The 22,889-nt window shown below is 66.7% G+C and carries 26 protein-coding genes; 16 read left to right on the forward strand and 10 right to left on the reverse strand.

What is annotated here, in order from left to right; genetic code table 11:
• Nucleotides 1–4: 4 nt before the first annotated feature.
• Entirely contained in the window at nt 5–451 is a 447-nt protein-coding gene (locus AC5P5V_RS02420) for a copper chaperone PCu(A)C (RefSeq protein WP_134968498.1), read from the reverse strand.
• A gap of 34 nt (nt 452–485) precedes the next feature.
• On the opposite strand from AC5P5V_RS02420, the gene AC5P5V_RS02425 reads away from it, so the two are divergent.
• From AC5P5V_RS02425 to AC5P5V_RS02440, 4 genes are all read left to right on the forward strand, one after another.
• On the forward strand, nt 486–1,262 hold the full coding sequence (locus AC5P5V_RS02425; protein WP_134968499.1) for an enoyl-CoA hydratase/isomerase family protein: 777 nt from the start codon (nt 486–488) through the stop codon (nt 1,260–1,262).
• Nucleotides 1,263–1,358: 96 nt separating this feature from the next.
• Nucleotides 1,359–2,279, forward strand: coding sequence for an acyl-CoA thioesterase II (gene tesB / locus AC5P5V_RS02430; protein WP_005408551.1), 921 nt, complete (start codon nt 1,359–1,361; stop codon nt 2,277–2,279).
• A gap of 4 nt (nt 2,280–2,283) precedes the next feature.
• The gene (locus AC5P5V_RS02435; protein ID WP_231352605.1) at nt 2,284–2,778 is read left to right on the forward strand and encodes a pathogenicity-like protein; all 495 of its coding nucleotides are present in this window, start codon (nt 2,284–2,286) and stop codon (nt 2,776–2,778) included.
• 224 nt (nt 2,779–3,002) lie between these two features.
• The gene (locus AC5P5V_RS02440; RefSeq protein ID WP_231352604.1) at nt 3,003–4,220 is read left to right on the forward strand and encodes an RNA polymerase sigma factor; all 1,218 of its coding nucleotides are present in this window, start codon (nt 3,003–3,005) and stop codon (nt 4,218–4,220) included.
• A 51-nt stretch (nt 4,221–4,271) separates the two neighbouring features.
• Here the strand turns inward: AC5P5V_RS02440 and AC5P5V_RS02445 are convergent, their stop codons facing one another.
• Nucleotides 4,272–4,832, reverse strand: coding sequence for an EF-hand domain-containing protein (locus AC5P5V_RS02445; protein ID WP_134968946.1), 561 nt, complete (start codon nt 4,830–4,832; stop codon nt 4,272–4,274).
• Nucleotides 4,833–4,988: 156 nt separating this feature from the next.
• On the opposite strand from AC5P5V_RS02445, the gene AC5P5V_RS02450 reads away from it, so the two are divergent.
• Together AC5P5V_RS02450 and AC5P5V_RS02455 are read left to right on the forward strand one after the other, a co-directional pair.
• Nucleotides 4,989–5,744: an arginyltransferase gene (locus tag AC5P5V_RS02450; protein WP_061480378.1), complete on the forward strand. Its 756-nt coding sequence runs from the start codon at nt 4,989–4,991 to the stop codon at nt 5,742–5,744.
• Nucleotides 5,745–5,781: 37 nt separating this feature from the next.
• Nucleotides 5,782–6,990, forward strand: a complete 1,209-nt coding sequence (locus AC5P5V_RS02455) for an endonuclease/exonuclease/phosphatase family protein (protein WP_134968945.1) — start codon at nt 5,782–5,784, stop codon at nt 6,988–6,990.
• Nucleotides 6,991–7,081: 91 nt separating this feature from the next.
• Here the strand turns inward: AC5P5V_RS02455 and AC5P5V_RS02460 are convergent, their stop codons facing one another.
• Together AC5P5V_RS02460 and purT are read right to left on the reverse strand one after the other, a co-directional pair.
• Nucleotides 7,082–7,492 (reverse strand): immunity protein YezG family protein, encoded by a 411-nt coding sequence (locus AC5P5V_RS02460; protein WP_181357903.1) that lies wholly within the window; start codon nt 7,490–7,492, stop codon nt 7,082–7,084.
• A 287-nt stretch (nt 7,493–7,779) separates the two neighbouring features.
• The gene (gene purT / locus AC5P5V_RS02465) at nt 7,780–8,967 is read right to left on the reverse strand and encodes a formate-dependent phosphoribosylglycinamide formyltransferase (protein ID WP_014646362.1); all 1,188 of its coding nucleotides are present in this window, start codon (nt 8,965–8,967) and stop codon (nt 7,780–7,782) included.
• Nucleotides 8,968–9,104: 137 nt separating this feature from the next.
• On the opposite strand from purT, the gene AC5P5V_RS02470 reads away from it, so the two are divergent.
• Genes AC5P5V_RS02470 through AC5P5V_RS02490 form a run of 5 tightly spaced genes read left to right on the forward strand, consistent with a single transcriptional unit; the run spans nt 9,105 to nt 11,803 of the window.
• Nucleotides 9,105–9,986, forward strand: a complete 882-nt coding sequence (locus tag AC5P5V_RS02470) for an SPFH domain-containing protein (RefSeq protein WP_134968943.1) — start codon at nt 9,105–9,107, stop codon at nt 9,984–9,986.
• A gap of 45 nt (nt 9,987–10,031) precedes the next feature.
• Nucleotides 10,032–10,211: a type II toxin-antitoxin system antitoxin gene (locus tag AC5P5V_RS02475; RefSeq protein WP_005415691.1), complete on the forward strand. Its 180-nt coding sequence runs from the start codon at nt 10,032–10,034 to the stop codon at nt 10,209–10,211.
• A complete protein-coding gene (locus AC5P5V_RS02480) occupies nt 10,208–10,387 on the forward strand; it encodes a DUF4177 domain-containing protein (protein WP_005415690.1) in 180 nt (59 codons plus the stop codon). The genes AC5P5V_RS02475 and AC5P5V_RS02480 overlap by 4 nt, the downstream gene beginning before the upstream one ends.
• 3 nt (nt 10,388–10,390) lie before the next feature.
• On the forward strand, nt 10,391–10,984 hold the full coding sequence (locus AC5P5V_RS02485; RefSeq protein ID WP_061480382.1) for a PH domain-containing protein: 594 nt from the start codon (nt 10,391–10,393) through the stop codon (nt 10,982–10,984).
• Nucleotides 10,985–10,993: 9 nt separating this feature from the next.
• Nucleotides 10,994–11,803 (forward strand): M15 family metallopeptidase, encoded by an 810-nt coding sequence (locus AC5P5V_RS02490; RefSeq protein ID WP_134968942.1) that lies wholly within the window; start codon nt 10,994–10,996, stop codon nt 11,801–11,803.
• Between the two features lie 511 nt (nt 11,804–12,314).
• On the opposite strand, the gene AC5P5V_RS02495 is transcribed toward AC5P5V_RS02490, so the two are convergent.
• From AC5P5V_RS02495 to AC5P5V_RS02510, 4 genes are all read right to left on the reverse strand, one after another.
• Nucleotides 12,315–12,686: a DUF423 domain-containing protein gene (locus tag AC5P5V_RS02495; protein ID WP_019659313.1), complete on the reverse strand. Its 372-nt coding sequence runs from the start codon at nt 12,684–12,686 to the stop codon at nt 12,315–12,317.
• Nucleotides 12,687–12,790: 104 nt separating this feature from the next.
• A complete protein-coding gene (locus AC5P5V_RS02500) occupies nt 12,791–13,864 on the reverse strand; it encodes a polyketide cyclase (RefSeq protein ID WP_005415686.1) in 1,074 nt (357 codons plus the stop codon).
• Nucleotides 13,865–14,099: 235 nt separating this feature from the next.
• Nucleotides 14,100–14,741 (reverse strand): response regulator, encoded by a 642-nt coding sequence (locus AC5P5V_RS02505; protein ID WP_006424175.1) that lies wholly within the window; start codon nt 14,739–14,741, stop codon nt 14,100–14,102.
• Entirely contained in the window at nt 14,741–15,937 is a 1,197-nt protein-coding gene (locus AC5P5V_RS02510) for a sensor histidine kinase (protein ID WP_061480385.1), read from the reverse strand. Before AC5P5V_RS02510 ends, AC5P5V_RS02505 begins: the two co-directional genes overlap by 1 nt.
• Before the next feature lie 151 nt (nt 15,938–16,088).
• On the opposite strand from AC5P5V_RS02510, the gene AC5P5V_RS02515 reads away from it, so the two are divergent.
• From AC5P5V_RS02515 to AC5P5V_RS02535, 5 genes are read left to right on the forward strand one after another with little or no spacing between them, the layout of a single operon-like run.
• Entirely contained in the window at nt 16,089–16,685 is a 597-nt protein-coding gene (locus tag AC5P5V_RS02515; RefSeq protein WP_005415684.1) for a GNAT family N-acetyltransferase, read from the forward strand.
• Nucleotides 16,631–17,476, forward strand: coding sequence for a septum site-determining protein MinC (gene minC, locus AC5P5V_RS02520; protein WP_049413254.1), 846 nt, complete (start codon nt 16,631–16,633; stop codon nt 17,474–17,476). Before AC5P5V_RS02515 ends, minC begins: the two co-directional genes overlap by 55 nt.
• 35 nt (nt 17,477–17,511) lie before the next feature.
• Nucleotides 17,512–18,321, forward strand: coding sequence for a septum site-determining protein MinD (minD, locus tag AC5P5V_RS02525; RefSeq protein WP_006424120.1), 810 nt, complete (start codon nt 17,512–17,514; stop codon nt 18,319–18,321).
• A gap of 2 nt (nt 18,322–18,323) precedes the next feature.
• Complete coding sequence (gene minE / locus AC5P5V_RS02530; RefSeq protein ID WP_005408532.1) at nt 18,324–18,584, forward strand: cell division topological specificity factor MinE; 261 nt, start codon at nt 18,324–18,326, stop codon at nt 18,582–18,584.
• A gap of 46 nt (nt 18,585–18,630) precedes the next feature.
• A complete protein-coding gene (locus AC5P5V_RS02535; protein WP_134968088.1) occupies nt 18,631–19,113 on the forward strand; it encodes a hypothetical protein in 483 nt (160 codons plus the stop codon).
• A gap of 167 nt (nt 19,114–19,280) precedes the next feature.
• Here the strand turns inward: AC5P5V_RS02535 and AC5P5V_RS02540 are convergent, their stop codons facing one another.
• Together AC5P5V_RS02540 and AC5P5V_RS02545 are read right to left on the reverse strand one after the other, a co-directional pair.
• Nucleotides 19,281–20,510, reverse strand: a complete 1,230-nt coding sequence (locus AC5P5V_RS02540) for a DUF819 family protein (RefSeq protein WP_134968087.1) — start codon at nt 20,508–20,510, stop codon at nt 19,281–19,283.
• A 141-nt stretch (nt 20,511–20,651) separates the two neighbouring features.
• Complete coding sequence (locus tag AC5P5V_RS02545; RefSeq protein WP_134968086.1) at nt 20,652–22,730, reverse strand: alpha/beta hydrolase family protein; 2,079 nt, start codon at nt 22,728–22,730, stop codon at nt 20,652–20,654.
• Nucleotides 22,731–22,889: the final 159 nt, after the last annotated feature.

Genomic DNA, 22,889 nt, shown 5'->3' on the forward strand with positions numbered 1-22,889 from the left:
ACCGTCATTTCGCGGCCTTGCGCACGGTCAACGCCGCACTCGCTTCGCCGCCGCCTTCCAGCTGCAGCCGCAGCGGTACCGCCTGCCCCTCCTTCAGCGCGCCCTGGCCCTGCATCAGCATCAGGTGCAGGCCACCGGGCGTGAGCTCGGCGCGCGCGCCCGGTGCCAGCGGCATGCGCTCGATCGCACGCATGCGGCTGACCCCATCGACAATCGTGGTCTCGTGCAGCGACACGTCGCCGAAACTACTGCTGGTCGCACCGGTGATCACCACCGCCCTGCTGCAGCCGTTGTGGATCACGCCATAGCCGGCAGTCATGGGCATTGCCGGATTCGGTGGCAACCGCGCCCAACCCTGCTCCATCGTGACGCAGCGTGATTCCGCAGCCGAAGCCGATGCTGCGGCCGCACACAGCACCCACAGTACGCCAACGAATGGTTTGGTTATCATCGCCCAGGTTCCTTCTTCGCAACGAGACCGCAGCATGACGACGCTCATCGAGGTGATCAACCACGGCCCCATCCGCGAGCTGCGCCTGGCGCGGCCACCGGTCAACGCACTGGACACCGACCTGTGCCGGCAGTTGATCCATGCCATCGAACTGGCCATGGCCGAAGACGCGCACGGCATCGTGCTGTCGGGCAGCGAGCGCATCTTCACCGGTGGAATGGACGTGCCGCACCTGCTCTCGCATGGCGATGACAAGCACAGGCTGCTGGACACCTGGAACGCTTTCTTTGGCGCGGTGCGCACGCTGGCCGAGAGCCGTATCCCGGTGGTCGCGGCGATCACCGGCCACGCCCCGGCCGGCGGCTGCGTGCTGGCCCTGTGCTGCGACTACCGGGTAATGGCGCGCAGCGCCGATCCGTCGCGGCCGTATGCCATCGGCCTGAACGAGGTGCAGGTGGGCCTGATCGCGCCGGAGGGCATCCAGCGCCTGCTGCGCCGTGCGGTGGGCGTGCACCGCGCCGGCGTGCTGCTGACCACCGGTTCGCTGGTACCGGCCGAACAGGCGCTGCAGATCGGCCTGGTCGATGAACTGGCCGAAGGCGACCTGGTGGTGGCCCGCGCCGTGGCCTGGCTGCAGAACCTGCTGAAGCAGCCTCGGCAGCCGATGCTGCTGACCCGCGCCATCGCTCGCGCCGACCTGCACGAAGCGCTGCACCCGGACCTGATCCAGCTCGACCGCTTCGTCGACGCCTGGTTCGCCCCGGACGCACAGAACGCCCTGCAGGCCCTGGTCGCCCGGCTGGGCAAGTAGGCGGTTGGGGCATCGCGTGGCATCTGGGTCAGATCCCTTTCGCCAGGCGAAAGGGATCTGACCCCTGACCGGTATAATCGGGGCCTCTTCACTGCTGTGGCCGCCCCCTTGAACGACACGCCCGAACCCGTCGTCTCCGAGCTGATCGACCTGCTCACGCTGGAGCGGCTGGAGGACAACCTGTTCCGCGGGCAGAGCCGCGACATCGGCACCAAGTACGTGTTCGGTGGGCAGGTGCTGGGCCAGGCCCTGGCTGCGGCGCAGGCCACGGTCGACAATGGCCGCCACGTGCACTCGCTGCACGCCTACTTCCTGCGCGCCGGCAACATCGACCACCCGATCGTCTACGACGTGGACCGCACCCGCGATGGCGGCAGCTTCTCGGTGCGACGGGTCACCGCGATCCAGCACGGCAAGGTGATCTTCTTCTGCGCGGCCTCGTTCCAGCAGGCCGAGACCGGCGCCGAGCACCAGCACAAGATGCCCGAGGTGCCGCAGCCGGAAGACATCGAACCGAACCGGCCGCTGCCGGCCGAGGTGCTGGAGCGACTGCCGATCAAGGTGCAGCGCTGGCTGTCGCGTGGCGGCCCGTTCGAGTTCCGCCACGTCTACCCGCGCGACGAGTTGAACCCGCCCAAGCGCCCGCCCTACCACCAGGTGTGGCTGCGCCTGAGCGAGCCGGTCGGCGATGCCCCGGAGCTGCACCAGGCGCTGCTGGCCTATGCCTCCGACTTCCACCTGCTGGGCACGGCAACCTTCCCGCACGGCATCAGCTACTACCACCCGCACGTGCAGATGGCCTCGCTCGACCACGCTATCTGGTTCCATCGCCCGTTCCGCGCCGACGACTGGCTGCTGTACTCGCTGGACAGCCCCAGCGCGCAGGATTCGCGCGGCCTGGCCCGCGGCCAGTTCTTCACCCGCAACGGCGTGCTGGTGGCCAGCACCGCGCAGGAAGGCCTGATCCGCGTCGTTCCCGACCAGGCTGCGGCCGCCGCCGTGCCGGCCAAGGAGTAAACCCATGCGCCAGATCTTCAGCAGCCAGCGCGTGGAAACCGTCGAAGGCGTGGCCGAGCTCCTGCGCGGGCATGGCATCGAGGTCAAGGTGACCAACGGGCGCTCCTACAAGACCCGTCGCCGCGGCCAGTTCAGTTATACCGACCTGGGCAACGCCAACGCCTATCCGGCGGTATGGATCGTGCGTGCCGACGACCAGCCGCGCGCGCGCGAAATCCTGCGCGAGGCGCGCCTGCTCGACACTACCCGCCGCGACCACCCCACCGCCGAATTCGCCTTCCGCGACGCGGCGGAACCGGGCAGCGGCGGCCGCAGCTGGGCCTGGCGCATCCGCATTGCCCTGCTGGTGGTGATTGCTGGCGTGGCGTTGGTCATCGGCCTGCGCCATCGTGGTGCCCCGGCACCCACCCCGCAGGCCCAGCCGCAGCAGGCGCAACCGGCACCGCAGGCCGCCCCGGAAGAGGACGAGGTCCGGGTCCGCATCCAGCCCTCCAAGTAAGAGGCGGTAGCGCCGGGCCATGCCCGGCGAGCGCAGCGGCCTGTCAGCAGGGCCGCGACTTCACCGTAACCCGTCAGGATTGGCCCCCCCTTGTTGTTCAAGGGGGCGCGCCAACGGCGCGGGGATGAGGTGGAATGCGCGGACCGCAGATGCATCAGCATCTGCGGTCACACTTCGCGCGCGGCTCCGTCATGGGACACAATCCCAGCAGGAGAGCTGCCGCCATGACGACGTTCGCCGCATCGATCGACCAGACCCTGGAACGCGAACTGCCCGCCGCCGCCAGCGGTTGCCAGCACGCCTACGGCCGCATCGTGCTGGCCTGCCAGAACACGGTCACCGCCATCGCGCTGGCCATCACCCGCGACCGCCAGGCCAGCGAGGACATCGCCCAGGAGGCCTTTGTGAAGGGCTGGCAGCAGCTGCACCAGCTGCGCAGCGCGACCAGCTTCCTGCCGTGGCTGCGGCAGATCACCCGCAACCTGGCCCGCGACTGGCTGCGCGCCCAGCGTGGCCGTCCACTGACCGGCGAGGCGGCCGAGGTGGCGATGGGCATGGCCGCAGATCCGTCCCCGGGCGCAGCCGATCGCCTGCAGCGGGTGGAGGAAGAAATCGCCGCCGAGGACATCATCTCCACCCTGCCCGCCGACAGCCGCGAAGTGCTGTTGCTGTACTACCGCGAAGGCCAGCGCTCGCAGCAGGTGGCCGACCTGCTCGGGCTCAGCGACGCCGCCGTGCGCAAGCGCCTGTCGCGCGCGCGCGCGCTGGTGCGCGACGGCCTGCTGCAGCGCTTCGGTGAATTCGCCCGCAGCAGCGCGCCGAGCGCCGCCTTCGCCACCGCCGTGGTGTCGATGATGCTGGTGGCCGCGCCCGGCACCGCCAGCGCCGCGATCCTGCTCGGCACCGGCGTCGGCATCGGTGGCAGCAAGCTCGGCCTGGGCGGCGCCAGCGTAGCCGGTGGTACCGCAATGGGCACCCTGACCGCCACGCTCGGCCAACTGCATGTGCTGCCAGTGTCAAGCTGGGGGGCGCTCCTCGCCGGTGTCGCCGGCGGCGCGATCGGCAGCTACCTCGGTGCACGCTTCCTGATGTCCTATACCGAGACCGAACGCGAACGCGCGCAGGTTCGGCACTTTGTCCGCCTCAACACCGGTACAGGCCTGGTCTGGTGCCTGGCGATGCTGCTGGCGGCACTGTTGCAGGCTCCGATCTGGAGCCAGATGCTGCTGCTGGCATTGGGCCTGGGTGTGGTCAACTACCAGTGCCTGGTGCCGCTGCAACGGGTGATGGCGCCGATGATCGCGCGCGATTCGGCGCGGCGTGGGCGCCGCGGAACCAACTGGAAATTCGAATCCATGTACGGTCGCACCGGCATCATCGGGGCGAACCTGCTGGTGATCGCCCTGGTGGTGTATGTGCTGATGCGCAACGGCCACCTGTAACCGACAACGCCGGCACTGCGCCGGCGTTGTCTCCGATCACCGCATTGACGCTCAGCGCTGCGGCTTCGGTGCGCCGCCATCGCGTGGACCGCCCTGGCGCGGGCCGCCGTGCATCGGGCCCTTGGCTGCGTCGAACTCGGCCTTGCTCAGCTGGCCGTCCTTGTTGGTGTCGGCGGCAGCGAACCAGGCATCACGATGCTGCTTCATGCGCAGCTCGCGGTCGGCCTTGTCCAGGTAACCGTCCTTGTTGAGGTCGAGCTGGTCGAAGCGCGCAGCCAGGCGCGGATCGGCCTTGGCCTCGTCGCGGCTGATGCGGCCGTCCTTGTTGACGTCCAGCCTGGCCCAGCGCTCACCGCCGTGGCCACGGCGGCCATGCTGCCAGCGCGGCAGCTCATCGCGCGAGAGCTTGCCGTCCTTGTTCTTGTCCAGCTCGTCGAACTTCGCGGCCAGGCGCGGATTGGCAGCCGCCTCGCTGCGGTCGATCACGCCGTCGCCATTGGTGTCCAGCTTGGCCGGGCGCTGCGCCGGCATGGCCGGGGTGTCGGCGGCCAGCGCGATTCCGGAAGCGGAGGTGCCCAGCAGCAGGGCCAGCAGCAGGGGGGTACGGATCATGAGGTCACTCCTGGGGATGGGAACAGCGTCGGGGTGATCACTTCACCCTCGGGGGACAACAACGCCCGGGCGCGACGTCGGTTGACGCCACTGCCGATTCCATTCATCCGCTGGACAGTCGCCGCCTCTGCGACAGGCTGGGGCTATGCTGTGCCCATGGCGATACATGGCGACAGAGACGACGAACTGCGACTTTTCCAGACCGGCGAGCACCCCTGCGGGTACTGGTCGGACCGGGTGGCGCGCGACCTGGTGCTGGATCCGCACGATCGCCGGCTGGGTGGCCTGTACCCGCTGGCACTGAGCTGGGGCTTCCGCCGCAGCGGCGACCTGGTCTACCGGCCGCACTGCGCGCACTGCCAGGCCTGCGTGGCGGTGCGGATCCCGGTGGCGCGCTTCGCCCCGGACCGCAGCCAGCGCCGCTGTGCCGCCCGCAATGACGACCTGGAGGTGCGGATCACTGCCGCCACCGCCCGCGACGACCTGTTCGCGCTGTATCACCGCTACCTCACCCACCGCCACGCCAATGGAGGCATGGACGACCACGGCCCGCACGAATTCGAGCAGTTCCTGATCGGCAGCTGGTCGCACACCCGCTTCATGGAGATGCGCCTGCCCGGCCACGACGGCCAGCCCAGCCAGCTGCTGGGGGTGGCGGTGACCGACGTCACCGAGCATGGCCTGTCGGCGGTCTATACGTTCTTCGACCCGGACCACGCCGCGCGCGGGCTGGGTACCTTCGCGATCCTGCAGCAGATCGAGTGGGCGCGCCGCGAGGGGCTGCCGCACGTGTACCTGGGCTACTGGATCCGCGGGCACCAGAAGATGGACTACAAGCGCCGCTTCCATCCCCTTGAGGCCTACGACGGCCGCCGCTGGCACGATTTCGACAACGAACTGGACGGGCGCTGACAAACCGCTGACACCGGGCCGGGTGCAGAATAGGGGGATGAACGCCAAACCCCTGATCCTCGCCCTGGCCCTGCTCTGCGGCGCCACCGTCCCCGCCTTTGCCACGTCCCCCGCGATGACTGAGAAGCCGTCCACTGCGCTGCGCCTGGCCACCTACAACACCTCGCTGTACTCCGACGACGCCGGTGGCCTGATCAAGGAGCTGGAGGGCGACAGCGAGCACGCACGCAAGATCGCCGCCGTGCTGCAGCAGGTGCGCCCGGACCTGGTGCTGCTGAACGAATTCGATTTCGACGATGCCCATCGCGCCGCCGACCTGTTCCAGAAGCGCTACCTGGAAGTCGCCCAGCCCGGCGGCGGCAAGCCGCTGCACTTTGCCTACCGCTACCTGGCGCCGGTCAACACAGGTGTGCCCAGCGGCCTGGACCTGGACAACAACGGCGTGGTCGGCGGCGAAGGCCGCGGCCGTGGCAATGATGCGTGGGGCTACGGCCTGCACCCGGGCCAGTACGGCATGCTGGTGCTGTCGCGCTACCCGATCGATGAAACCAAGGTACGCAGCTTCCAGCTGTTGAAGTGGAGCGCGATGCCCGGTGCGATCCGCCCGGTCGACCCGCGTACCGGCCAAAGCTTCTACAACGATCATGTGTGGTCGCAGCTGCGCCTGTCGTCGAAGTCGCATTGGGACGTACCGGTGAAGACCCCGGGCGGCGTGGTCCACGCGCTGGTCTCGCATCCGACCCCGCCGGTGTTCGACGGCCCGGAAAAGCGCAACGCGGCACGTAACCACGACGAACTGCGCCTGTGGCAGGAATACCTGTCCAAGGGTGAGAAGCCCTGGCTGTGCGACGACAAGGGCCAGTGTGGCGGCCTGGCGCAGGACGCGCGCTTCGTGATCCTTGGCGATCTGAACAACGACCCGGTCGATGGCGATGGCCGCCACGAGGCGATCGTCGAGCTGATCGATAACGCGCGCGTGCTGCGCTACCCCACCCCGCGCAGCGTCGGCGGCGAGCAGACCAGCCTGGCCTATGCGGCCAAGGGCATCGAGCGCAAGGGCGCGCCGTTCCACGCCACCGGCGATTTCGGGCCGAAGTCCGGCACCATGCGCCTGGACTACGTGCTGCCCTCGACCGGCTTCGAATACGTGGGCAGCGGCATCTTCTGGCTGGCCAATGAAAGCCCGGAAGCGAAGATCGCCGACGGCAGCGACCACCATCTGGTGTGGGTGGACGTGAAGCCGTAACCGGCGCAGCCGCCGGGCATCACCCGGCGCCACCGGTTGCTGAAGATGTTGTAGAGCCGAGCCCATGCTCGGCTACTGCAACCAACCAAGCTTAGTAGCTCTGCCAGTCAATCTGAGCGTCAGCCCCGAGACAGCGGTCCTGCCAAGCCTGCTCCCGACCCAGGGAATCGATGAACTCATCCTCGGAAAGCTGCTCATATCCGAGCTCGATTTCCATCTTGTTCTCTGGATCCAGATGAAACGTCAAACTCGTCCAGAGTGCATGGTGCCATTGCGCAAAGAGCTGATGCATCTCCAGAAGCGCTGCTTCCGCATCATCTGGAATTTCCAGATAGCCGTATGAGCCTGACGGCTTGCGGTAGAACGCCCAACCCGACCAGGCATTCTTGATGATCTCGAAGTTCAGCCAGATCCCGCATTGGTCGGTAGGCACGGCATCAATCAGTGATTGGCCAATTCGGTGATACAAGGCAGGTAGCGCTGATGTAAGCCGCTCGTCCAAGCCTTCTCCTGAGGTGTCTTTGGCATTCATCCGTCAGAAAATAAAACACGCAGGATTCTGACGCTCAACCAGATGTCACTTTTCAGTTCGAAGGTGCGGCGAAGCGTTTACCTGCTTTGCGGCAAATCCTCCAACAGCGTCATTCGGCGCTCAATAGCGCCCCGGTAGACCGCGCAAGACTGAATACTTGAATCCATTGTCGGGCTGAAGCGTCACATGGAAAAGCAGCCGAGCGCGGGCTCGGCTCTACAGAAGATTCCCGCCGGGCATGGCCCGGCGCTATCGTTTTACGGGCGCAGTTCGACGCCGATGGCGTCGGCGGCATCACGCGCGATGGCGCGTGCTTCGTCGATGGTTTCCGCGCGCGCCAGGGTCACACCGACGCGGCGGTGGCCATGCACGCTCGGCTTGCCGAACAGGCGCACGGCGGTATCCGGCACCTGCAGCGCGGCGGCGACATTGTTGAAGTACGGCACACCCTCGCCGTGTGCCAACAGCGCGCACGACGCCGACGGACCACTCTGGCGGATCACCGGAATCGGCAAGCCGAGGATCGCGCGCGCGTGCAGCGCGAACTCGCTCAGCTCCTGCGATACCAGCGTCACCAGGCCGGTATCGTGCGGGCGCGGCGACACTTCGCTGAACCACACTTCGTCGCCCTTCACGAACAGCTCGACGCCGAACAGGCCCCAGCCGCCAAGGTCGTCGGTGATCGCACGCGAAATCTCTTCGGCACGCGCCAGTGCCGCGCTCGACATCGGCTGCGGCTGCCAGCTTTCGCGGTAGTCGCCGTCCTTCTGCAGATGGCCGATCGGCGCGCAGAACGAGGTGCCACCGGCATGGCGCACGGTCAGCAGGGTGATCTCGTAATCGAAGTCGATGAAACCCTCGACGATGCAGCGGCCGGCGCCGGCGCGGCCACCGGTCTGTGCGTAGTCCCAGGCCGGAGCGATGTCCGCTTCGCTGCGCAGGGTGCTCTGGCCCTTGCCCGAGGAAGACATGACCGGCTTGACCACGCACGGCAGGCCGATGGCGGCCACGGCAGCACGGTACTCGGCCTCGGTATCGACGAAGCGGTACGGCGAGGTCGGCAGGCCCAGGGTTTCGGCGGCGAGGCGGCGGATGCCCTCGCGGTCCATGGTCAGGCGCGCGGCGCGTGCGGTCGGGATCACCCGCAGGCCCTGCTCCTGCTCCAGCTGGACCAGGGTCTCGGTATGGATGGCCTCGATCTCCGGCACCACCAGATGTGGCTGCTCCTGGGCGATCAGGGCGCGCAGCGCCATCGCATCGAGCATGTCGATCACGTGCGAGCGGTGGGCGACCTGCATGGCCGGGGCATCGGCGTAGCGGTCAGCGGCGATCACTTCCACGCCCAGCCGCTGCAGCTCGATGGCCACCTCCTTGCCAAGTTCGCCCGAGCCCAGCAGCAGCACGCGGGTGGCGGAGGGGGACAACGGAGTTCCAAGCTTGGCCATGGCGGTTCCAGCAGCGACGTGAAGGCGGGTGGGCATTCTAGCTGGCCGCGCACCCTGACCATGGCATCCGACGAACGGTAGTCGACAAGTGATATCAATTTGATATCTTCAATTCGAACCCTCAAGGAAGTACCGCCATGAAAGAGAAGTCGCTTGCCTCCCTCAACGGCCTGGGCACCCTGGCCGGATCCCTGCTGGTCGCGCTGGCGGGTACCGCACTGTTCGTACTCGGGGCGACGACCAGGACCGATTCCGGCTCACCGAACCTGCTGCTGATGCTGGCCGGCATGCTGGTGATCTTCGCTGCGGTCTTCATCCTGGCCGGCCTGTACACCATCCAGCCCAACCAGGCGGCGGTGCTGAGCCTGTTCGGCAAGTACGTCGGCACCGTCAAGGACAACGGCCTGCGCTGGAACAACCCCTTCTATGCCAAGCGCCGGGTCAGCCAGCGCGTGCGCAACTTCGAGAGCGGCAAGCTGAAGGTCAACGAGCTGGACGGCAGCCCGATCGAGATCGCTGCGGTCATCGTCTGGCAGGTGGTCGATGCCTCCGAGGCCGTCTACAACGTGGACGACTACGAAAGCTTCGTGCACATCCAGTCCGAATCGGCGTTGCGCGCGATGGCCACCAGCTATCCCTACGACCAGCACGAGGAGGGACAGCTGGCGCTGCGCAGCCATGCCAGCGAGATCTCCCAGCACCTGAAGAACGAGCTGGCCGAACGCCTGGCCGACGCTGGCGTGCAGGTGATCGACGCACGCATCAGCCACCTCGCCTACGCCGCCGAAATCGCCCAGGCGATGCTGCAGCGGCAGCAGGCCAACGCAGTGATCGCTGCACGCACGCGCATCGTGGCCGGTGCGGTCGGCATGGTTGAAATGGCCCTGGCCGAACTGCAGAAGAACGGCGTGGTGCAGCTGGATGAGGAACGCAAGGCGCACATGGTCAGCAACCTGCTGACCGTGCTGTGCTCGGACCGCGGCACCCAGCCGATCGTCAACGCCGGTTCGCTGTACTGAACCACCCTCGCAACGGGGCGCCCCACCGCCCCGCCAGGAGCTTGCATGAGTGAGAAGAAAGCCTACCCGCTGCGCATCAATGCCGACGTCCTGGCCGCCGCGCAACGCTGGGCTGACGACGAGCTGCGCAGCCTCAACGCACAGATCGAATACGTGCTGCGCGACGCCCTGCGCAAGGCAGGACGCCTGCCGAAACCCACGCCATCTTCGGAGGACAAGGAATGAGCAAGCGTTGGAGCTACCAGACGATCGAGGTCAAGACGTCCATGATGGGCCTGCTCAAGGCCGAGGACATCCAGAGCGAACTGAGCCGCCAGGGCCAACTGGGCTGGGAGCTGGTCAACATCATCATCCCCGCACCGATGCGCCCGGCGATGCTGGTGTTCAAGAAGGAGGCCTGAGCCATGGGCGCCAGCGATCCGAAACAGTACGAGGTGGCCGAGAGCTCGCCGTTGCGCGTGCTGTGGATCGTGCTGCCCCTGCTCGCCGCCTTCGTGGCCTGCTTGTATGCGCAGCTGTACAAGACGCCGGCCAGTGCCCCCTGGATCGAAGTAACGCTGTCGCCGCCCTGGTTCCGGATGGGCGGCAGTGCCGCCTGGAGTCTGCTGGTGATCGCGGTACTCGGCATCGGGTTGGGCGCAGCATTCTTCCGTCGCCGGGTGGAACTGGCCGACAACGTGCTGGATGTGCGCTCGACGATGTACCGCCGCCGCGTTCCGGTGGCGCAGCTGCGGCTGGACCAGGCCGAGGTGGTCGACCTGCAGCGTGACCCCCGCTATGGCATCCGCTTCAAGACCAACGGCTACGCAATGCCGGGCTTCTATTCCGGCCACTTTCGCCTGCAGGGCGGTGCCAAGGGCTTCGCGCTGGTCACCAACCGCGCGCGCGTCCTCGCCCTGCCGGTCCGCGATGGCAGCACCCTGCTGCTCAGTCTCGATCGGCCACAGGCGCTGCTGGAAGCACTGCGCAAGGTGGCCGTGCCGGGCCCGCGGCAGTAAGCTGCGGCGATGCAACGACGCCTGCCCCTGCTGATCAATACCGAAACCATCGAACTGTGGCCGGCCGGCCTGCTGCGTGCGCGCAGCAATCTCGACGCGCGCCTGCTGTCACGAGCGAACTGGGTGCTGCGGCGCAAGTGCGATGGCCGTTACCTGGCGGCGGTGGTGGAACACGGCGTGCACGCCATGGTGCCGCGCCTGGCGCGCGAGCCCGGGGCCGAGGAAGCACTGGCCTTGCTGGATGCAGCCGCGGCCCGGCCATTCGGTGCAAATCTGGAAGCGCAGTGGCTGCCCCTCGCCGGGCTGCAGCAGCGCCTGCAGCAGCTCGGCCTGGATGCCCAGCGCTATGCCGACGACAGCGGCCTGCCGCTGGAACCCGAACCGTGCCTGCTGCACTTTGCTGGGCGCGACCGCTTCGCCCGCCCGCTGTGGCTGCGCCGCGGCGCTGCACAGGGCTGGCGGCGGATGCGCCTGCATGCAGCGCGCGATGGCATCGCACTGGATGCAATCTCTGGCTTCCGCAGCCATGCCTACCAGCTGGGCATCTTCGAACGGAAACGGGCGCGCGGGCTGAGCGTGACGGAGATCCTGAAGGTGAATGCCGCACCGGGGTTCAGTGAACACCACAGCGGCCATGCGCTGGACATCGGCACGCCGGGCGATGCCCCGGCCGAGGAATCGTTCGACGCTACCGACGCGTTCGCCTGGCTGCAGGCCCATGCCGCTGGGCACGGCTTCCGGTTGAGCTACCCGCGCGACAACCCGCACGGCATCGTCTACGAACCCTGGCACTGGTGCTGGAGACCGGCCAACGGCTGAGCCCCTCGTGGCGACCGCAAGGCGAAATTCATGGAGCTGTCCGGGCGGGTGCGCTGCGCAGGGGACGCCGTAAATACGTCCCTGTAGGCTCGGGCGCGCCATCCATGGCGCTTACGCCCCTGCGCAACCCACCCGCCCGGCCACGGACAGATTCCGCGTGCGTCCGCCACGGGATGGAACAAGAGAGCAAAGACAAAAGCGGGTCGCTTCGCTCGAAGCTTCTACAACGGATCAGCGCGCGGCTGTTGGGTCCGCCTTCAAGCGAGCCGAGCACCGCAGGTCCGGCGAGGGCGAAGAGGTGCGTGCGATTCTGTAGAGCCGAGCCACGCTCGGCTGCTCTCCGCCCCGCCCCTCGACGGGCCGAGGAGCGCAGAGGACCGGTGCACAGCACCGGCTCGCGGCCGGCGGCGCGTTTCTTTGGGTTACGTTTCTTTTCGCGCGAAAAGAAAAGTAACGCCCATGAACCATCACGATCGCATCGGCATGGATCGGAGCGACAGCCCTGCGACCCTCACCGCCTCAACGCATTGATCGCCAGCAACACCCATCCGGCCATCATGCTGGTGCCACCGATCGGCGCCATCCGTGTCGGCCACTGCCACAACGCCCCACCCACCAGGCTGCCGGAAAACAGCAGGACCCCCAGCAGCAGCACGTACAGCGCCAGGTGTGCGATCGCCCCCTGCGCGCGCGGCCCAAGCGCCACCAGCACCGCGCCATGCGCGAACGCATACAGCGCCGCCATGTTCAGATGCTGCTGCGCCAACGGGTCGGCTACGCCATGCGATGCATAAGCAGACAGGCCGATCGAGGCGGCAGCCAACAGCGCCCCCAGGCAGGCCAGCAGGGAAGGCTTACGTGCGCGACGTTCCAGATTGAACATGAGGGCTCCTTGCGAAGCGCCCCTTGCCGGGCGCCGGATGAAAAAAAACGCGCCGCAATGAGCGGCGCGTTTTCGTGTCCAACACTACATGGGTCAGCCGGGGATTACTTGACGGCCCAGTAGATGTCGTAGGTACCTTCCGGGGTGAACGACTTGTCGATGCCGTCCTTCCAGGTTTCGTACGGACGGTCGATGACTTCGTTGCCCGAGGTCACGGCCCAGGCACGCAGGCCGTTGCGCGCCACGTCCAGACCCGCCATGTGGCCGGTGTAGGCCGCATGCGCCGAACGGTGCGGAGCAACGTGCACGTACTTGACCGGAGCGCCGCCGTCGATCTTGACGGTCAGCTCGTCGGCAGCAGCACCTTCAGCACCCTTCTTCTTCACCGGCTGGGCGATGTCGAAAGCGTACTTCTCCTGGCCGAAGTCGGTGGTGATGATGCGGAACGGACCGGCAGCTTCAAGGCCATTGGCCTCCATCACGCGCTTGATCCACTCCTGGTTGTCCTTGATGGACTTGGTGATGGTGTCCTGACCGCGGTCCACGTTGCCGGCGTTGACCACCAGCAGGTTCTCGGCCGGCACTTCAACGATGGCCAGGTCGGTCAGCGGGGCTTCCGGCGTGCGGTAGTCCACGTTCGGCACGGTTGCGAGCATGTTGGCCATGCGCGACAGACCCATCTTGATGTCATCGCCGATCTGGCGGCTGACATACAGGCCGGCGTAACGGCCGAACAGGTCGAAGCCGTACTTCACCGAGTAGTCCTGGGTGATCTTGACGTTGCGACCGCCCTTGCCGGTCGGCTCCAGGTTGAAGGTGGTGACCTTGTCGTGACCCTTGGTGGCGTCCTCGATGGCGATCACAACACGCTTGTTCTCTTCGGCTTCGGTGATCTTCCAGGAACCGGTACCCAGGTCCTTGGAGGTGAAGTCGAGGGTGGCACCGACACCCGAGGCCGGGCCGGACAGCTTCAGATCAACGGCGGGATCGCGCAGTACCAGCGGGTTCCAGTCCTTGAAGCGGCGCAGGCTGCTGACCGTGTCGTACACGATCGTCATCTTGCGGTTGGTCTCGATGCTTTCGGTGATGTGACGCTCGCCCGGCAGACATACGCCAATGATGACGAACAGGCCAGCCACGATCCCCAAGGCGATCAGGAACTCGATAATACGGGTCATTCAGAGAGTCTCCGGGGCCGATCCCACGGCCGGGTTGATTGAAGCGAAGCGCCAATCCTAGCAGGCTTCGCGGGCATTGTTTATCGGGATTGGCGCACCGGTTTCCCTGCCGGCTGCGTATTTGTATGGACAAAGGATTCGAAGGGTAACGCATACCGCTACCCGGCAAGTAGGGGGCAACCTTGGCGGAAACCCCCGACTACGACCCAAGTCTTTGTACTTGAAAGATTTTTTCTCAGACCAGCTGGAGCTCGAACGCCTTCAATACGGCCCGCGTACGGTCGCGCACACCCAGCTTGGAAAGGATGTTGGACACGTGGTTCTTGATGGTGCCCTCGGCGACGCCCAGCGAATTGGCGATCTCCTTGTTGGAGAAGCCACTGGCCATCAGCCGCAGGATCTCGGTCTCGCGGTCGGTCAGCGGGTCCGGGCGGTCCAGGCTGACGAATTCATTGCGCATGTGCTCCAGGCCGGACAGCAGGCGCTGGGTTACCGCCGGCTGCACCAGCGATCCCCCGTCGGCCACGGTGCGGATGGCGCCGACCAGCTGTGCCAGGGTGACGTCCTTGAGCAGGTAGCCCTTGGCACCGGCCTTGAGCCCGGCCAGCACCAGCTGGTCGTCGTCGAAGGTGGTGAGGATGATGGTCGGCGGCAGCTGTTCCTGCCGCGACAGCACCTGCAGGGCCTCCAGCCCCGACATCACCGGCATGCGCATGTCCATCAGCACCACGTCGGGGCGTACCTGGGGGATCAGCTCGACCGCCTGCCGGCCGTCGCCGGCCTCGGCCACCACCTCGATGCCGTCGTCGAGCGCCAGCAGGGAGCGGATTCCCTGCCGCACCAGGGTTTGGTCGTCGACCAGGCAGACGCGAATCATCAACGCACTCCTTCAGGAACCTTGGTAAGGGCCGCCACCAGCACCGTTGCCGGCACCGTCGCCCGCAGCCGGAAACCCTCACCGGGGCGGGTTTCGATCTGCAGCTGGCCACCACATTGTTGCAGGCGCTCGCGCATGCCGCGCAAGCCATTGCCCACATTGACCATATCCGCGCCGACGCCGTCGTCGCGGGCCTCGACCACCACCCGATCGGGGGCTTCACGGTACACCCTGATCCACAGGTGGCGGGCACTGGCATGGCGCACCGCGTTGGTGATGATCTCCTGGGTGCAGCGCAGCAGTACGTGGGCCCGCTGCGGGTCCTCCACGTTCAGCGGATCCTCGATCTCCAGCTGGATGTCCAGCGAGGGCACGTTCTCGGTCAGCGGGCGCAGCGCCGCAGCCAGATCGATCGCGCCGGTCTCGCGCAGCTGGCTCACCACCTCGCGCACGTTGCCCAGCAGCAGCTTGGCCAGCGCGTGCGAGCGCTTCACGTGATCGAGGGCCTGGCCCTCGGCCAGGTGCCCGGCGACCTCCAGGTTCAGGGTCAGCGCGGTCAGCTGGTGGCCCAGCAGGTCATGCAGTTCGCGCGAAATGCGGGTGCGTTCGTTGACCCGCGCGCTCTCGGCCAGCAGGGCGCGGGTGGCGCGCAGTTCCGAATTGAGCCGGCGCTGCTCGTCGCGGGCCTCGGTCTGCTGCCGCGCGACCAGGCTGGTCACGAAGATGAACATGGAGAAGCCGCCATACAGCAGCGACTGCATCACCGCTTCGAACAGCGGGAAGCGCAGCAGCAGGTAATAGACCGGAGCCACGGCCAGCTGGCTGACCAGCAGCCACAGCACGCCCAGCCGTACCGACAGCATCCACGGAATGACCCCGGCGGCCACCATCATCAGGATGCTGCCCAGGCCCGACCCGCTGAGGAAGCTGACCCCCAGCGCCGAGACCGTCAGCAACAGCAGCAGGCCGCGGTCCAGCCAGCTGGTGTGGCTGTCGCTGCGCAGGATGCGGGTCAGCCAGTAGTAGGCCGTGCCGAAGGACAGGTAGGCGACGAACAGCAGGATCGCCCAGCCGCCCATGTCAGCGCGGCTGTGCAGGTTCTCGAACTGCGAGTACGCCAGCGGCAGGCCGACCATGACCCAGGTGAACAGGCCGGCCAGGCGGAGGACGCGGGTATGGCTGAGGACTCCCAACATGCCAGCACTCTACGGGTCCGGCCTGCGTCGCGCACTCCCACGGAAGTCATGCCCCTGCGGTCGCCTGTTCATGCCGCAGCCCACCCCGGGCATGCAATAATCGTGCGCAGGGTCCCTTGATGGACCAACCGCGTTACCCCACGGAGTCACAATGTCGATTGTCATCCGCGACGTGCGCGAGCACGAGCTCGATTCCGTCCTGGCTTTGAACAACAATGCTGGCCTGGCCATCCTTCCCCTGGATGCGGCCCGCCTGCGCCTGTTCTATGAAACCGCTGAATACTTCCGCGTCGCCGAGCGCGACGGCAACCTGGCCGGCTTCCTGATCGGCTTTGGCAGCGACAGCCAGCACGACAGCAGCAATTTCGCCTGGTTCAAGCAGCAGCTGGACACCCCGTTCTTCTATATCGACCGCATCGTGGTCGCCAGCCGCCGTCGTGGCGGCGGCGTCGGCCGTGCGTTCTATGCCGACGCGCAGAGCTTCGCCGAGCTGCGCTACCCGCAGATGACCTGCGAAGTCTTCCTCGACCATGGCGCCGATGCCGCCCTGCTCTTCCACGGCAGCTTCGGCTTCCGCGAGCTGGGCCAGAACACGATGCCGCAGGTCGATGTGCGCGCCAGCATGCTGGCCAAGGAACTGTGCAGCTACCCCTGGGTCAAGGAGACCTACGGCGGCAAGCTGCCGGATGTGGCATGGACACGCGCACGGCAGCTGCCGGCGCAGGCACAGCGGCCGACGGGGACCTGAGCGTGGCGGTGAATTTCGATTACGAACAAGCCGGTGAACTGAAGATCGGCCAGGTGGGCATCGCCAACCTGCGCATCCGTACCCTTGATGTCGAACGCCTCGTGCAGGAAATGCGCGAGCGCGTGACCCGCGCCCCGAAGCTGTTCGGCCGCGCCGCGGTGATCCTCGACTTCGGCGGCCTGAGCCAGGTGCCGGATGTGGCCACCGCGCAGGCGCTGGTCGATGGCCTGCGCAGCGCCGGCGTGCTGCCGGTGGCGCTGGCCTATGGCACCAGCGCGATCGACCTGCTCTCGCAGCAGCTCGGCCTGCCGCTGCTGGCCAAGTTCCGCGCGCAGTACGAGCGTGCCGAGGCCGAACCGGCCCCGCCGCCGCCTGCACCGGAGCCGCGCCGCGCAGCCCGTGCCGAACCGAAGCCCGCCCCGGCAACGCCGGTGGCCAAGGTGGCCGACGCGGCTGCACCGAAGCCGGGCCGCATGCAGCTGGGCAACGTGCGTTCGGGCCAGCAGCTGTACGCGGAAAACTGCGACCTGACCGTGATGGCCACCGTCGGCGCCGGCGCCGAGGTCATCGCCGATGGCAGCATCCACATCTACGGCACCCTGCGCGGTCGCGCGCTGGCAGGGGCCCAGGGCAACACCGCGGCACGCATTTTCTGCCGTGATTTCCATGCGGAACTGGTCGCCATTGCCGGCCATTACAAGGTACTGGACGATGTCCCGGACAACCTGCGCGGCAAGGCCGTGCAGGTCTGGCTGGAACAGGACCAGATCAAGATCGCTGCGCTGGACTGACGCAGCCCCCAAACAGAATCATCAGGAGAAGTCCTTTGGCTGAAATCATCGTAGTCACCTCCGGCAAGGGCGGCGTCGGCAAGACCACTTCCAGCGCGAGCCTGGCCTGCGGCCTGGCGCGGCGCGGCAAGAAGGTGGCGGTGATCGACTTCGACGTCGGCCTGCGCAACCTCGACCTGATCATGGGCTGCGAACGCCGCGTGGTGTATGACTTCGTCAACGTCGTGCACGGCGAAGCCACCCTCAAGCAGGCCCTGATCAAGGACAAGCGCTTTGACAACCTGTACGTGCTGGCCGCCTCGCAGACCCGCGACAAGGACGCACTGACCCAGGAAGGCGTGGGCAAGGTCCTGAAGGACCTGGCCGCCGACGGTTTCGACTACATCATCTGCGACTCCCCGGCCGGCATCGAGAAGGGTGCCTTCCTGGCGATGTATTTCGCCGACCGCGCGGTGGTGGTGGTGAACCCGGAAGTGTCGTCGGTGCGCGACTCCGACCGCATCATCGGCCTGCTCGACTCGAAGACCCACAAGGCCGAATCCGGCCAGGACGTGCCGGCCTTCCTGCTGCTGACCCGCTACACCCCGGTGCGCGTGGAAAGCGGCGAGATGCTGAGCATCGCCGACGTCGAGGAAGTGCTCGGCCTGAAGGCGATCGGCGTGATTCCGGAGTCGGGCGACGTGCTCAACGCCTCCAACAAGGGCGAGCCGGTCATCCTGGATGTCGAATCCGCTGCCGGCCAGGCCTATGAAGACGCCGTCGCGCGCATCCTCGGCGAAGAACGCCCGATGCGCTTCACCAACGTCGAGAAGAAGGGCTTCTTCAGCAAGCTGTTCGGAGGGTAAGCATGGGCCTGTTTGATTTCCTCAAAGCGAAGAAGACCACCGCCGAAACCGCCAAGAACCGCCTGCAGATCATCATCGCGCAGGAACGCAGCCACCGCGGTGGCCCGGACTACCTGCCGCTGCTGCAGCGCGAGCTGCTGGAAGTGATCAAGAAGTACGTGAACATCGACGTCGATGCGGTGAAGGTCGACCTGGTGAAGGATGGCCAGCACGACGTGCTGGACATTTCCGTGGCGCTGCCCGAAGGCCCGGACAAACCCTGATCCCCTGCCCCGCCCGTGCCTGCATGGGCGGGGCTGCCTGACCCGCATGACCGATACGACAACCGCCGTGGACATCACCTGCGTGGGCGACATCGCCTTCGCCGACGCGCAGCGCCTGCTCGCCGCGCATGGCCTTCGGCTGCACCACGTGGCGCCCGGCGAACCGATTCCCGGCAGTTACTGGGGCGAACCAGAGGCCGGCATCATCGCCAGCAACGTGTACGTGCGCGATGACACGCCCGTGCACTCCATGCTGCATGAGGCCTGCCACCTGATCGTACTGCCACCGGAGCGGCGTGCGCGGGTGCATACCGATGCCACCGACTCGGTGGCCGAGGAAGACGCGACCTGCTACCTGCAGATCGTGCTGGCCGGGCAGCTGCCCGGTGTCGGCAGCCAGCGGCTGATGGCCGACATGGATGCTTGGGGGTATACGTATCGGCTGGGATCCACGAAGGCGTGGTTCGAGCAGGACGCCGAGGACGCGAAGGCGTGGTTGATCGAACGCGGATTGCTGCAGGCGGCGTAACCGCCGCTGGTGGGTGCGGACCTTGGTACGCACCATTCACGCATGGCGTGGATCTACTGTAGAGCCGAGCCCATGCTCGGCTGCTCTTCGCTGTCACCTGCACAAATACAGATGCAGCCGAGCGCGGGCTCGGCTCTACAGGATCTGCCCCATCGCCCCGTGCACAATCAGCCCTGCCCGGCCAGCGTCCGCAAGGTAATGCCGACGATGTAGGCCAGGTACGTGCCGGTGGCAAAACCCATCGTTCCCAGCAGCACGCCGACCGGCGCCAGGGCCGGATGGAACGCCGCGGCCACCACCGGCGCCGAGGCTGGGCCACCAATGTTCGACTGCGAACCGATGGCGAAATAGAAGAACGGCACCTTCAGCAGCTTGCCCAGGCACCACAGCAGCACGATGTGCACGCTGATCCAGATGATGCCCAGCAGGAACAGCCACGGGCGATCCAGCAGCGCCAGCAGATCCATCTGCATGCCGATGCAGGCGATCAGGAAGTACAGCAGCAGCGAGCCCAGGCGCGATGCGCCCGCACCTTCCAGGTTGCGCGCACGGGTGAAACTGAGGCTGAGGCCGAGCGTGGTCGACAGCACCACCACCCACACGAACGGCGCGTCCAGGCTGAACTGCGCAGCCCAGCTGACATTCGCCTTGAACCACGCCGCCAGCGGTGCGCCAATGGCGTGAGCCAGGCCGACACCGCCGAAGGCCACCGCCACGATCAGCATCAGGTCGGTGAGGCTGGGAATGCGCTCGTGTTCGGCCTGGAAGCGCGCAATGCGCTCCTTCAGCTCATCGATGGCCGAGGTATCGGCACCACTGCGCGCGTCGATCTTCGCCGCGCGCCCGGCCAGGAAGATCAGCGCGGCCATCCATACGTAGCCGACCCCCACGTCGACCACCGCGAACTGTCCGAAGGTGGTCGCATTGACGTCGAACACTTCACGCATCGCCAGCATGTTGGCGCCGCCACCGATCCAGCTGCCGGCCAGCGCGGCCATGCCGGCCCAGGTGTCGCCGGCCACGGTTTCCGGATGCACGGCACGCATCAGCAGGAACGCCACCACCGCACCGAGCATGATGCTGGCCGAGGCCCCCAGGTACATCAGCACCAGCTTCGGGCCGAGCCGCAGGATGCCCTTGATGTCGACCGCAAGGGTCAGCAGGATCAGCGCCGCCGGCAGCAGGATGTCGCGCGCGATCGGGTTGTAGAGCCGGGTGTTCTGCCCGTCGATCAGGCCGACGGTGTTGTAGATGCCGGGAATCAGGTAGCACAGCAGCAGTGCCGGCACGAAGGTGTAGACGCGCTTCCACAGGCCCTGCTCCCGCGAGGCGGTCCAGAACACGGCGCCAAGGGTGGCGGCGATCAAACCGAAGACGACGATGTCGTTCTGGATCATGCAGGGGCTCTTGTAGAGCCGAGCCATGCTCGGCTGCTGTTGGCAAAGGTGTGCCGACCAACGGTCGGCACCCACCGGCGGGAACATCGGCACCCACCGGCGGAGACAAAAGCGCCGCCTCGAAGGGCGGCGCTGCAATCATCAATTGCCGATGTGCTGCTTCAGCCAGGCATTGACGGTGTCATGCCACAGGATGCTGTTGTTCGGCTTCAGCACCCAGTGGTTTTCATCCGGGAAGTACAGGAACTTCGATTCGATGCCCTGGCGCTGGGCGGCGGTGAATGCGGCCAGGCCCTGCTCGACCGGAATGCGGAAGTCCTGCTGGCCGTGGATGACCAGGATCGGCTTCTTCCAGTCCGCCACGTGGTTGACCGGGTTGAACTTCTCGTAGTTGGCGGCCTTCTGGTACGGCGTGCCGCCCTGTTCCCACTCGGTGAACCACAGTTCTTCGGTGGCGTAGCCCATCATGCGCTGGTCGAACACGCCGTCGTGGTTGACCAGGCACTTGAACGGGCCGTTCCAGTTGCCGGCGATCCAGTTGACCATGAAGCCGCCGTAGCTGGCGCCCAGCGCGCAGGCCTTGTCACCGTTGAGGAAGGCGTACTTCTTCAGCGCCGCATCCCAGCCCTTCTGCAGGTCTTCCAGCGGGCGGTCGCCCCAGTGCTGGCTGATCGCATCGGTGAATGCCTGGCCATAGCCGGTGGAGCCGTGGAAGTCGATCATCACCACCGCGTAGCCCTGGCCCGCGTAGGTCTGCGGGTTCCAGCGGTAGCTCCAGCCATTGCCGAAGCTGCCCTGCGGGCCGCCGTGGATCAGGAACGCCACTGGATAGGACTTGCCTTCCTGGTAGTTGTGCGGCTTGACCACGTAGCCGTGCACGGTGTCGTTGTTCCAGCCCTTGAACTCGAACTGCTCGTAGTCGCCGAAGGACACGTCCTTCAGCACCTCGCCTGCGGCCGGGGTCAGCGCGCGCAGTTCGCCGATGGCTTCGCCCGCGGCCGGCAGCAGGCCGACCAGCACCTGGTCGTTGCTCTTCAGGCTGTTGCGGGTGATCGCCACGCTCTTGCCGGCCACGTCGACCGCGGTCACGCTGCCGTCGCCGATCAGCTTGGTGGCCTTGCCGCTGGCCACGTCGATCTGGAACAGCGGGTGTTCGCCGAGGTCATCGGCAGTGGTGTAGATGCTGGCGCCGTCGGCGGACAGGGTGATGCCACCGGCCGAACGATCCCACTGCGGGGCAATCTCGCGGGTCTTGCCGCTGGCAACGTCCATCGCCATCAGGCCGAAGCGGTCGGCCTCGAAGCCCGGGCGCTTCATCGCGCGGTAGAACAGCGTCTTGCCGTCGGCACTGAACACCGGGCCGGCATCCCAGGCCGGGTTGGAGGCCGTCAGGTTGACCGGCGCCTGCTTGCCGGCGGCGTCGAAGCGGTACAGGTCGAAGTTGGTCGACCACGGCTCCTGCTTGCCGGCCACGCGGATGCTGGCCACCACGCTGGCGCCGTCCGGCGACCAAACGAAGTCGTCATTGCCGCCGAATGGCTTGGACGGCGCATCACCATCGATGGTCGCGCTCAGCGCCGAAGCGCCCTTGACCGCACCGGCCTTGGCTGCCGGCAGCGGAGCGACGAACAGGGTGTTGCGGCGACCGTCGTTCCAGGTGTCCCAATGGCGCACGAACAGCGAATCCCACACCTGGCCGCTGGCCTTGGCGTCCTTCTTTTCCTTCAGCTTCTTCTCGGTGCAGGCCAGGTCCGAGGCGCACGCCTGGAACACGCCGGCGCTGAACAACACGCGGTCGTCCTGCGGCGACACACGGTAGCTGTCCACGTCGACCGGGAAGTCGGTCAGCTGGCGCGGGGTGCCGCCGCTGATCGGCTGCGCGTACAGCTGCTGGCTGCCGTTCCTGGCACTGAGGAAATACACGGTCTGGCCATCGGCCGACAGCGAAGCGGAATTGACGTTCCAGCCGGCCGGGGTGATCTGCTTCGGCGGCGCTGCGTCGCGGGTGCGCAGGTTGCGCGCGAACAGCGCCGTGGAGGCCTTCAGGTTGGCGTCCACGCTGCGCTTGGCGAACACCACGGTGCCGCCGTCAGCGGTCAGTACCGGCGCGGAGACGCGGTCCATGGCCACCATGTCGCGGACTTCCAGGCCGCGGGCAGCGGCGACGCTGGGCAGGGCGGCCAGCAGGCTCAGTGGCAGCAGGGCATGACGCAGTTTCATCGGGGTCTCCGCAGGACGGCAAAAAACCGATGGTAGGCCCGCATGGCCGGGGCTGCCAAGGCCATCGGTCATGGCTGCAGGCGGGCAATCGCCAGAAACAGCAAACCCCGCCGAAGCGGGGTTTTGCGGTAGTGCCGGCCGCTGGCCGGCAACACCAAG

Source organism: Stenotrophomonas sp. YJH_SMC_130 (genome assembly GCF_059369035.1).